This window comes from Bradyrhizobium sp. Ai1a-2 (assembly GCF_000426245.1).
Lineage (GTDB): Bacteria > Pseudomonadota > Alphaproteobacteria > Rhizobiales > Xanthobacteraceae > Bradyrhizobium.
Genome location: NZ_AUEZ01000066.1, coordinates 37,051 through 47,491 on the forward strand (window position 1 = coordinate 37,051; position 10,441 = coordinate 47,491).

General features: G+C 65.1%; 8 protein-coding genes. 3 read left to right on the plus strand and 5 right to left on the minus strand.

All coding sequences use genetic code 11. From position 1 onward, the window contains the following. Positions 1-109: 109 nt before the first annotated feature. Both K288_RS0132045 and K288_RS0132050 read left to right on the plus strand, forming a co-directional pair. The gene (locus K288_RS0132045) at positions 110-1,102 is read left to right on the plus strand and encodes a transglycosylase SLT domain-containing protein (protein WP_027583225.1); all 993 of its coding nucleotides are present in this window, start codon (positions 110-112) and stop codon (positions 1,100-1,102) included. 222 nt (positions 1,103-1,324) lie between these two features. Next, positions 1,325-2,500 carry a DUF2336 domain-containing protein gene (locus tag K288_RS0132050; protein ID WP_027583226.1) on the plus strand — a complete coding sequence of 392 codons (1,176 nt, stop codon included), beginning with the start codon at positions 1,325-1,327 and terminating at the stop codon, positions 2,498-2,500. Positions 2,501-2,684: 184 nt separating this feature from the next. Here K288_RS0132050 and K288_RS0132055 read toward each other — a convergent pair whose 3' ends face one another. From K288_RS0132055 to K288_RS0132075, 5 genes are all read right to left on the minus strand, one after another. Beyond that, a complete protein-coding gene (locus K288_RS0132055) occupies positions 2,685-3,266 on the minus strand; it encodes an Hpt domain-containing protein (RefSeq protein WP_027583227.1) in 582 nt (193 codons plus the stop codon). A 19-nt stretch (positions 3,267-3,285) separates the two neighbouring features. After that, on the minus strand, positions 3,286-3,831 hold the full coding sequence (locus K288_RS0132060) for a response regulator (protein WP_027583228.1): 546 nt from the start codon (positions 3,829-3,831) through the stop codon (positions 3,286-3,288). Positions 3,832-3,916: 85 nt separating this feature from the next. Continuing rightward, positions 3,917-4,696, minus strand: a complete 780-nt coding sequence (locus K288_RS0132065) for an NAD kinase (protein ID WP_027583229.1) — start codon at positions 4,694-4,696, stop codon at positions 3,917-3,919. Positions 4,697-4,915: 219 nt separating this feature from the next. Then, on the minus strand, positions 4,916-7,051 hold the full coding sequence (locus tag K288_RS0132070) for an adenylate/guanylate cyclase domain-containing protein (RefSeq protein WP_152535769.1): 2,136 nt from the start codon (positions 7,049-7,051) through the stop codon (positions 4,916-4,918). Positions 7,052-7,265: 214 nt separating this feature from the next. Next, positions 7,266-7,934 (minus strand): hypothetical protein, encoded by a 669-nt coding sequence (locus tag K288_RS0132075; RefSeq protein WP_027583231.1) that lies wholly within the window; start codon positions 7,932-7,934, stop codon positions 7,266-7,268. Positions 7,935-8,330: 396 nt separating this feature from the next. On the opposite strand from K288_RS0132075, the gene K288_RS0132080 reads away from it, so the two are divergent. Continuing rightward, entirely contained in the window at positions 8,331-9,881 is a 1,551-nt protein-coding gene (locus K288_RS0132080; RefSeq protein WP_027583232.1) for a peptidase S10, read from the plus strand. Positions 9,882-10,441 lie beyond the last annotated feature (560 nt).

Sequence of the window (10,441 nt, forward strand, 5' to 3'; positions counted from 1 at the left end):
TAACCTCCCATTAACCATAACTGCCGCAGGGTATCGGAGGGAGCTGCGCCGGTTACCGGCGTTCATGAAAGCCCACGCGAGCGTTTCGCGAGGAGCGGGGCACTAATCGATGGCGATCGATACATTCAGCGCCGGGGCTGCGGCAGGTGTCGACCCGACGCGCGCGAAGATCGCGGGTTCGATCAAGCAGGCCGCGTCGACCACCGGCACGAGCTTTCAATACCTGCTCACGACCGCCAAGATGGAATCCAACTTCAACCCGCGGGCTTCCGCGTCGACCTCGTCCGCGCGCGGGCTGTTTCAGTTCATCGACCAGACCTGGCTCGGCACGGTGAAGGAGGCGGGGGACCAGCTCGGCTACGGCAAATATGCCGACGCCATCGCGAAGAATTCGGACGGCAGCTATTGGGTCAGCGATCCGCAGGCGCGGGCGGCGATCATGCGATTGCGCGACGATCCGGACGCCGCGTCCGCAATGGCCGGCGTGCTGACGCAGTCCAACAGCTTCAAGCTCACGGGCAGCATCGGCCGCCGCCCGACCGATGCCGAGCTCTACATGGCGCATTTCATGGGCGTCGGCGGCGCGGCAAAACTGATCTCGATCGCCGAGGACAATCCGGCCGCCAGTGCCGCGCAGATGTTTCCGAAGGCGGCGGCCGCCAACAGTTCGATCTTCTACGACCGTTCGGGACAAGCCCGCAGCGTGTCCGAGGTCTATTCGGTGCTGAGCGCGCGCTATGCCGGCGCGGCCAGCTCCAGCGACACCCGCACTGCTTTCGCCGCTGTTGGCGGCGAGATCGCGAGCGCTGCGCCCACCGCGCCGCCCTCGATCGACAACGCCGCCTATCTCTCGAGCTTCCCGAACTCCAACGCGACGTCACCCGTGGCCGCCCCGCAAACGGCGTCCGCGCCGGGCGATCCGATGTTCCGCTCGCTGTTCCAGGCCGGCGACCGCGCCGAGCCAATCTCGCCAACCGTGCAGGAATTATGGGGCCGCCCCGCACAAGCCGCGACCGCCTCGCTTTCCGGCCAGACTCCCGAAGTGCGGCCTCCCGGCCGTCTCGACCTCTTCAGCGACCGCAACGGCACGTTCTCCGGCTAGCGTCGATCCGTAGCGCGCAACTCTCGCCCCTCGTGGTGAGCAGATGTGCTTCTCAGGCTCGTCGGGATGAGGGCGCCGCGCGTGGAGCCGTCGCTTCTCCATTAACGAAACGTCAATAAACCCAAAGAGTTATGGTGAACTCTTTGTTAAGCGTCATAGTTTACCTTTCATTACATTGGCACCGCATCACCGTGCCGTTTCGTTGCGTAAGCCGGAAGGACCATGATCGTTCGGCAGTTCATTAATTGGATCAGGACCGCTCCGGCAGGGGAGCGGGCCGAGGCCACCAGGGCGCTAGCGCGGGCCTGGTTGATTTCAGATCTTTCCGAGGACGACCGCATCGCCGCCGAGGGCGCGTTGCTGATGCTGCTCGACGATCCCTCGCCGCTGGTGCGGCAGGCGATGGCCGAGGTGTTTGCGCGTAGCGTCGAGGCGCCGGCCGCCATCGTGCAGGCGCTCGCGGTCGACCAGCCTTCAATCGCGCTGCCGGTGCTGGAACATTCGCCGCTCCTGATCGATGCCGACCTCGTCGACATCGTCGCGACCGGCAACAACGAGATGCAATGCGCGATCGCGCGGCGGATCAATCTGCCAGCATCCGTCGGTGCGGCGATCGCCGAAGTCGGCTGCGCCGCCGCTGCGCTCGAATTGATCGAGAACGCGCATGCGGAGCTCGCGCCATTCTCCTGGGACCGCATCGTCGAGCGGCACGGCCATTTGGCCGCGATCCGGGAGGCGATGCTGGTGCTGGAAGGTCTGCCGGCCGCGACCCGCATGGCGCTGGTGGCAAAGCTGTCGGAGACGCTGGCGCAATTCGTGGTCGCCCGCAACTGGCTCTCCGCCGACCGGGCCGGGCGCATTGCCAACGAAGCGCGCGAGCGCTCGACCGTCCACATCGCGGCGCGCTCGGACGGCGAGGAGATGCGCGGCCTCGTCGCGCATCTGCGCACCACCGGACAGCTCACCGCCGGATTGATCCTGCGCGCATTGCTCTCGGGCAATCTCGAACTGTTCCACGCAGCGCTCGCCGAACTCTCCGGCCTGCCGCAGGCGCGCATCGCCGCGCTGCTGCATGACCGCGGCGTCGCCAGCCTCGACGCGCTGCTGATCCGCGCCGGCCTGCCGGAATCCACCTTTGCCGCCTTCCGCGCCGCGCTCGAGGCAAGCCATGAGGCCGGCTATGTCGACAGCATCGAAGGCGCGGTGCGGCTGCGCCGCCGCATGGTCGAGCGCGTGCTGACCCATTGCGAAACCGATCGGCAGGCCGCCGAGCCGTTGTTGATCCTGCTCCGCCGCTTCGCCACCGAATCCGCGCGCGAGGAAGCGCGGCTGTTCTGCGAAGAACTGGTCGCCGAAGAAGCGATCGCACCGCTGCAGCACGATTTGATCGCGGCTTAATCTTCACTACGACCACGCATTCGACGTCGCCCCTGCGAAAACAGGGACCCATAATCACAAATGCATATTCTTCAGGGAGCCGGTTGCCACTCACTCCGTCATTGCGAGCGGAGCGAAGCAATCCACATCTCCACACGGGGAAAGATGGATTGCTTCGCTCCGCTCGCAATGACGGAGCAAAAAATCACTCCGCCGGTGCGATGCTCGGGGCGAGGATGGCTTCGAGATGCTCGGGGCGGTCGTGGTTGACCTTGAGCAGGAATTCATCGGCAATGCCGCGGAGCTGCCTGCTGAGCGCGTTGGCCATCACGGAGGTGTCGAGCTTGGTGCGCTCGCGCACGATCGCCTGGATCGCGTTGATGTGGTGGGTGATCAGCTCGGGCGGCACCTTGTCGAGATCGGGGGCGTGCTCGATGATGCGGCACAGGCTTTCGGCGGCGGCGCCGGCGGAAGGAAAGCCGAAGGTCGCGGCGTCGCCCTTGATGTCATGGGCGGCGCGGAACAGCTCTTCGCGCGTCTCGTGGGAGAAGCCGTGGCGCAGCACCACCGCGTGCGCGGCCGACAGCCGGTCGGCCTCGATCGTCATCCACTGCTTGAATTCGCCGGAGAGATCCGCAAGCGCCTGTTCGGCGCGCGCGACGGGATCGTCGTGATCGATGTCGGGAGGGATGCGGCGCAGCACCTTGCGCAGCGGGTTGGGCTGCGTGATCACATGATGCGTGGCGAAGGTCTTGATCTCCAGCTCGCCGGGCTTCTCTTTCGCCATGACGACCTCCTGGTGCTGCCTAAATACTGGAACGCGCTTTATCGAGCAGCGACGGCTGTTGCATCACTTCCATCTCGCCGCCGACGCGGCGCTCGGGCCCGATATAGGTGTTGCTGGTGTTGCGGCGGCGGTCCGGGCCGAAATAGCTCTTGGTCTTGATGAAGGGGCGGCGATTGGCAACGACATTGAGGATGCGCTGGTAAAGTCCCTTGGCCGAGATCGGCTTGGCGAGGAATTCGGTGACGCCGGCATCGCGCGCGACCGTCACGCGGCGCTTCTCCGAATGCGCGGTCAGCATGATGATCGGCGCGTAGGGATTGGCGTTGGATTCGGGCTGCCGGATCATCTGCGCGAGCTCGAGCCCGTCGAAGATCGGCATCGACCAGTCGGTGATGACGATGTCGGGGACGTAATGGGTGTACATTTCGAGCGCGGTGGCGCCGTCTTCCGCCTCATAGACTTCGCGCGCGCCGAACGAATGCAGCAGCGTCCGCAGGATACGGCGCATGTGCGGATTGTCGTCGCAGATCAGAAACCGCAGCTTGTTGAAATCGATGCGATACATGGTCCCGCCCGGCCCAAACGGCATTACCCGACATTAACCATATCGTGCCGCGGGTTAAGGAAGGGTTGCGAGGGAGGCGGGAGGATCAGTACCCGAACTGCTCGCGCAGGATGCGCTCTTCCAGGCTGTGACCGGGATCGAACAGCATCCGCATCGAGATGGTCTTGTCGGTCAAGACCTCGACGCGGCTGACGTCGCGCACCTCGTCATGGTCGGCGACCGCGGCCACCGGGCGCTTGGCGCCCTCGAGCACCTCGATCACGACGAACGCCGAATTCGGCAACAGCGCGCCGCGCCAGCGCCGCGGGCGGAAAGCGCTGATCGGGGTCAGCGCGAGCAGGGCGGCATTGATCGGGATGATCGGTCCCTGCACCGAGAGGTTATAGGCGGTGGAGCCGGCGGGGGTGGCGACCAGGATGCCGTCGGCGATCAGTTCGGGCATCCGCTCGTGCTCGTCGATCAGGATGCGCAGGCGCGCGGCCTGGTAGGTCTGGCGGAACAGCGCGACTTCGTTGATGGCGTGATGCAGATGCACGGCGCCATGGATGTCGGTGGCACGCATCAAAAGCGGGCTGATCAGGGATTCCCGCGCGGCCGTCAGCCGCTCCCGCAAATGGTGGGTCGAGTATTCGTTCATCAGGAAGCCGACGGTGCCGCGATGCATGCCGTAGATCGGTTTCCCAGAGCGCATGTTGGCGTGCAGCGTCTGCAGCATCAGGCCGTCGCCGCCGAGCGCAACAACGACGTCAGCGTCTGCCGCATCGCAATTGCCGTAGAGCGCGGACAGTTGCGCCAGCGCGGCCTGCGCCTCGGCGCTGCTGCTCGCGACAAACGCGATCTTCTCATATCGCTCGGGACTGGTCATTGCACGACACGCTCGGCCCTGGTTGCGCGCCATTCCGCGCCGCGCCCGTCTATACAGCTTGGCCGCGCTTGTCGAGATCAGAAGCCGGGCATTTTAGGGCCGGGTCGGCCGGCTGCCCGACACAATTCCGTAATGGTCGGGTCTCGTAGCCCGGGTGGAGCGCAGCGCAACCCGGGACCTCTGCATCCAAGTTGACGAGCGGTCCCCGGGTTACGTGCCTCACTTCTCCTGCAGCGCGCGGATTGGCTCCCAGTCCCCGCCCGGCGGCTGCTGTGTCATCTGCTCGGCGCGCCCGCGAAACAGGGCGGCCGGCTTGTCGGTTGCGGCCGAGCGGCCGAAAGCCTCCGTGGCGAGCTGGAATTCGCCGGCGCGCCAATGCGCGAGTCCTTCGCCATACGTCCTGATCAGCGCCTGCTGCGTTTCCGACAGCTCGTCCGACCGCGCCACCAGCTCATAGATCTTCAGCGCCTGGTTGCGTCCCTTGACGCGGACTTCGTCCAGCTCGCGCCAGGCGAAACCGCTGCCTGCGAGCGCCACCGTCGCATCCGAGGCGATGATGGTGGTGCCGTAGAACTTGTTGGCGCCTTCGAGCCGCGAGGCGAGGTTCACCGCATCACTCATCACGGAATAATTGAAGCGCCGCCGCGATCCGAAATTGCCGACCAGCGCCTCGCCGGAATTGATGCCGATGCGCTGCGTCAACGGATGGTCGCGGAAGACCGGCGAGGTGGCATTGAGTTCGGCGAGGCGTGTGCAACAGTCGAGCGCCGCGCGTGCCGCATTCGCGGCATGATCAGGGTCGTCGGCGGGCGCGCCGAATACCGCCACGATGGAATCGCCGATATATTTGTCGACGTAGCCGCCGTGGGCCTCGATGACGTCGGTCATATCAGAAAGATATTCGTTCATCAGCGACATCAGCCGGTCCGGCGGCATGTTTTCCGAGATCGCGGAAAATCCCGCGAGGTCGGAGAAGAACACCGTCACCTCGCGCGTCTCGCCGCCGAGCTCCGGCAATTTCTTCGACGACAGCATGCGGTTGATGACGTCAGGGGCGAGGTAGAGCGCAAAGCTCTTCTGCAGGAGGCGGCGGTCTCGGTCGGTGACGGCGAAGCGAAGGCCGACCATCGCCGCGAGCGCGGCGGCGCCTGCCGCGAACGGCTCGACCAGTGGAAGCGCCAGCGCGTGGGTGAAGGCGAGGGTGGCGCCGGCGAGCCCGAGCGCGCTCACGGCTGCGAAAGAGAGGACGGCGGTGAGCGGCCTGAATACGCGCGCCGCGCTCGCGGCCAGCGCGGCGAACACAAAGGCGATCAGGAACGTCGGCAGCCGGCTGGCCTCGACCGTCGCATTGCGGCTGATCAGGTTGTTGACGGCGGTGGCGTGGATATAGACGCCTGCGATCGTGCTGCGCTCGATGCCCGGCGAGGCCGGCGGACTGGTATCGGGTACGCAGCGTGGGAGAGGGCGTCTGAGGTCGCTTCCGGTGGCGAAGCGTTTGGATGTCGCCTGGCGGTCTTCGATGTCGAGCACGGTGCCGATCAGGACCACCTTGCCGTCGAACCAGCGCCGGAAGTAATCCTTCTCTCCCTTGGCCGCACAGGCGCGCAGGTCGGCGAAGGAGAACGTCGGGATATCGTCGGCGCCGCCGGCGAAGTTCAGCGTCATCGTGTTCGGCACCGGGCTTGGAATCCGGTAACCGGCGAGCGTCACGTTGCCGCCTGCGTCGATGTCGGGCCTCGCGTCAAGCGCCCGCGATGCCAGTTCGAGCGCCATGCCGGAAATCCTGGCCTCGCCGACGACAAAGGTCAGCGGCAACCGCCGCACCGTGTCGTCGCTATCGGTATGGACGTTGAGCGGGCGGATGTTCTGCTGCTGGCGGACGGCGACGCGCTGGCCAGGGGAGGGAAGGATCGGCTGGTCGCCGCGCAGGATCTCACCGAGCACGACCTTGCCGGAGGTGGAGGCTGAGGCGAGCGCGCGCAGGAAGTCGCGATCGAAGCCGCGCACCTTCTCGCCCAGCACGCCGTCGCCGAACGGAATTTGCGACAGCTCGATCGAGGTCGGGATCACCATGTCGAAGCCGACGACCTTGGCACCGCCATCGATGATAGCGCCGAGCACGCGGCCGATCTCGCCGGTCCAGGTCAGCGTGGGCGATCCCTTGAACGGCGCCGCGCGATAGCTTTCCTCGTCGATCGCGACGACGACTGCGGGCGAGGCGGCAGGGTCGGGCGCGCGCTGGAAGATCTTCCAGCGCAGCGCAGTGAGGATGTCGAGCGAGAGGCCACGGACCGGCTCGAGTGCGGGCGAGATGGAAATGGCGGCGCAGACCAACGCGATCGCGGCGACCGTCATCACCTCGCGCGCGGTGCGCCCAATGCTCAAGGTCGTTGCCCCGGGTTCACCTTACCTCTCCCGCTTGCGGGGGAGGTCGGCGCGCAAGCGCCGGGTGGGGGCTCTCTCCCCACGGGGAGCGTCTCTTGTGGAGACAACCCTCACCCCAGCCCTCTCCCGCAAGCGGGAGAGGGGGCGCAGCATCCGTCGCGGATGCACCTGAAATCATCACACCCTAATTCATCCGCAGCAGGCGGCCGACGATCGGCGTGGCGCCGGGCTTGGCTTGCGGGTCGACGCGGAACACGATCTGCGACGACTTGAAGGTAGCGGCGTAGAGGCCACCTGGGACCAACGCACCGTTCTCCCGGGCGAAATCGAAGAACCTTCCCTTGAGCTGGGTGCCGCCGAGATCGACCTGCTGACGCTCGCCGGGGATGTCGAGGCGCCGCACGACCAGCGTGCCGCGTCCTTTGGCCTCCACGAATGGCGAAGCGCCGTAGAGAGTAAGCTGCGGCTGCGGTAACGAGGTCTTGTTGGCATCGACGCTGCGCAGCACGGTGGCGGCGACGGCGCTGGTCGCCTGCGTCGTGGCGTGCGTCTGGTTGGAGTCGCAATCGGTCTTCTCGCTCTTGAGGTTGGCGAGATGCACGACGCTCTCCTCGGTGCCGACGATCACCGTGCCGATCCCCGAAATCGTCTCCCGCCGGCAGGATGTCATATAGCTGATAACGATCGAGCCATCCTCGCCGATCTTGATCACGGTCTTCGGGGCCACATAGTCCATGAACTCGGCGCCGCTGACCTTGCCTTGCACTTCCTCGACGACGGCCACCGGTGACTCGGCCGCGGCTGGCGAAGCCAGCGCCAGCAGGCCGACACAAATAGCAATCGCTCGTTTCATTTCGGGAACCCCTCGAACGGTAGAATTTCGTTAGTCGCCGTGGCGCCGTTTTGGTTCTGCGGGATAGTTGGGTTGGCAACCTTGTGGATGTGACGGATATCACTCAAGCGTCGCCGCGGACAACCTGCTCGGCGCGTATTGTCGCAGGACCGTCGCATTCATCACGGTGCAAACCGGCTGGCGCGATTGTGATTTCCACACAATTCCTCGGGTTGTGTAGCTGCATCCTCGATGGACGCCGCAATTCGCGTCGTAGCCCGGGTGGAGCGCCAGCGTAACCCGGGGGCGCTCTCAATGTTGACGCAGATGTCCCGGGTTGCGCTTCGCTGCACCCGGGCTACAGGGAAGTAGGACATGACAAGCTGGATCGGAACACAGCGCAGCGCGCGCACGCGCATGATGGTCGCGCTGCTCGCATTTTCCGTCGTGAGCGGCGCGTGGGCGCAGGACGCCAGCGACGCCCCCAAACCGTCAGCACCGTCGGCTTCGCCGGCAACGCAGGCGCCTGAGGGGCGGAAGGGTGGTGCAGATCGTAGCGCGGCAGGCAATCCACCGTCGGCCTCAGAGCAGCACCGCCTGCCGCCCGACTCCACGACCAAGCAGACGCTTGCGCTTCCGGGGCGCACCCTGGAGTTCACGGCGACCGCGGGTTCGATCCGCCTGTTCGACCAGAAGGGCGAGCCGCAGGCCGATATCGCCTATACCTCCTATCAACTCGACGGCGTCGATCGAGCGAACCGTCCGGTCACCTTCCTCTTCAACGGCGGGCCGGGCGCATCCTCGGCCTGGCTGCAACTCGGCAGCGCCGGGCCGTGGCGGATTTCGCTGGGCGGTGGTGAGGCGGTCGTGTCGTCGGCACCGCCTGAGCTGGTACCGAATGCGGAAACCTGGCTCGACTTCACTGACCTCGTCTTCATCGATCCCGTCGGCACCGGCTATAGCCGTTTTGTCGCAACCGGGGACGACGTGCGCAAGCGCTTCTTCTCCGTCGACGGCGATGTCAATGCGATCGCGCTGGTGATCCGCCGCTGGCTCGAGAAGCACGAGCGGCTGCTGTCGCCGAAATATGTGGTGGGCGAAAGCTATGGCGGCATCCGCGGGCCGAAGATCGTGAATAACCTGCAGACCGAGCAGGGCGTCGGCGTGAAGGGATTGATCCTGCTGTCGCCGTTGCTCGATTTCCGGGAATTCCAGGGCACGAGTCTGTTGCAGTATGTCGTGAGCCTTCCGACCATGGCGGCGGTGGCGCGTCAGACGAAGGGGCCGGTGACGCGCAGCGACCTTGCTGATGTCGAACAATATGCGCGCGGCGATTTCCTGGTCGACCTTGCCAGGGGCCAGGCTGACAGCGAGGCGACGACACGGATCGCCGACAGGGTGGCGGCCCTGACCGGCATCGATCCGGCCGTGAGTCGCCGGCTCGCGGGGCGTTTCGGTGTCTCCGAATTCCGCAGGGAATTCGATCGCCGCAATGGCAAGGTGACCGGGCGCTATGACGCATCGGTCCAAGGCTTCGATCCCAATCCGGATTCGACCGTATCCCACTTCGGCGATCCCTCCGGCGACCCGCTGATTGCGCCGCTCACGAGCGCGGCGGTCGAGCTCACCAGAGGCAAGCTGAACTGGCGGCCGGACGGATCCTATCAATTGCTCAACGGCCGGGTCGCCGGCTCCTGGGATTTCGGCCGCGGGCCGAATCCAGCCGAGTCGGTCTCGCAGCTCCGGCAGATCCTCGCGCTCGATCCGAAGCTGAAGCTCCTGATCGGCCATGGCCTGTTCGATCTCGCGACCCCTTACTTCGGCTCGAAGCTGGCCCTCGACCAACTGCCGGCCTTTGCAAGCCCGGACCGCGTCAAGCTCGTGGTCTATCCCGGCGGCCACATGTTCTACTCGCGCGACACTTCGCGCCAGGCATTCAAGAGCGAGGTCGAAGCGGTGATGAAGTAGGCGAGAGCGGTTGACCTTCTTTGCAGGCGTGAAGGTGTGTGTTTGTCACGCACGGGAAGTGACAATGTTTTGCAGCTTACTTGAAGTTGCGGCCTCGCGATCGGGCAGCGTTTCTGCCGCATGAGGCGCATCATTTAGAATGATGCAAAACTCACGTTTTCCAGAGCCGTGATTGAACCTGATGACGCGTGATGCTGACCAATCCAGTGCTGGGGATTTCAGGGCCCAGTGACTACGAACGCCACCAAGCAATATTCATTGCGCCTTGGTGGCGTTTATTTTTGGCGGGTTGCTGGCAACCCCGTCATTGCGAGCGAAGCAATCCATGCCTCCGCTCGCTGCGCTATGGATTGCTTCGCTCGCTCGCAATGACGATGTGGTTGTTTTGGGTGCGACAAATCAACCCGACGGGCAAATCAGGACGAAAGCCTGTCCAGCCCTCGCACAAAAACATTCCGCTTCCGTCGTCGGGCAAATCAGTGATTTAACTCCGCGCGTCTCACGGCGGATGAGGGGCGGCTCGCGATCGTCACGAACGTTGCGGTGAGATGCGGTGGACG

Coding starts and splice junctions, on each gene's coding strand:
- K288_RS0132050 (WP_027583226.1), top strand. CDS start 1,325: ATGATCGTTCGGCAGTTCATTAATTGGATCAGGACCGCTCCGGCAGGG.
- K288_RS0132060 (WP_027583228.1), bottom strand. CDS start 3,831: ATGTATCGCATCGATTTCAACAAGCTGCGGTTTCTGATCTGCGACGAC.
- K288_RS0132080 (WP_027583232.1), top strand. CDS start 8,331: ATGATGGTCGCGCTGCTCGCATTTTCCGTCGTGAGCGGCGCGTGGGCG.
- K288_RS0132065 (WP_027583229.1), bottom strand. CDS start 4,696: ATGACCAGTCCCGAGCGATATGAGAAGATCGCGTTTGTCGCGAGCAGC.
- K288_RS0132045 (WP_027583225.1), top strand. CDS start 110: ATGGCGATCGATACATTCAGCGCCGGGGCTGCGGCAGGTGTCGACCCG.
- K288_RS0132070 (WP_152535769.1), bottom strand. CDS start 7,051: ATGACGGTCGCCGCGATCGCGTTGGTCTGCGCCGCCATTTCCATCTCG.
- K288_RS0132055 (WP_027583227.1), bottom strand. CDS start 3,266: ATGGCGAAAGAGAAGCCCGGCGAGCTGGAGATCAAGACCTTCGCCACG.
- K288_RS0132075 (WP_027583231.1), bottom strand. CDS start 7,934: ATGAAACGAGCGATTGCTATTTGTGTCGGCCTGCTGGCGCTGGCTTCG.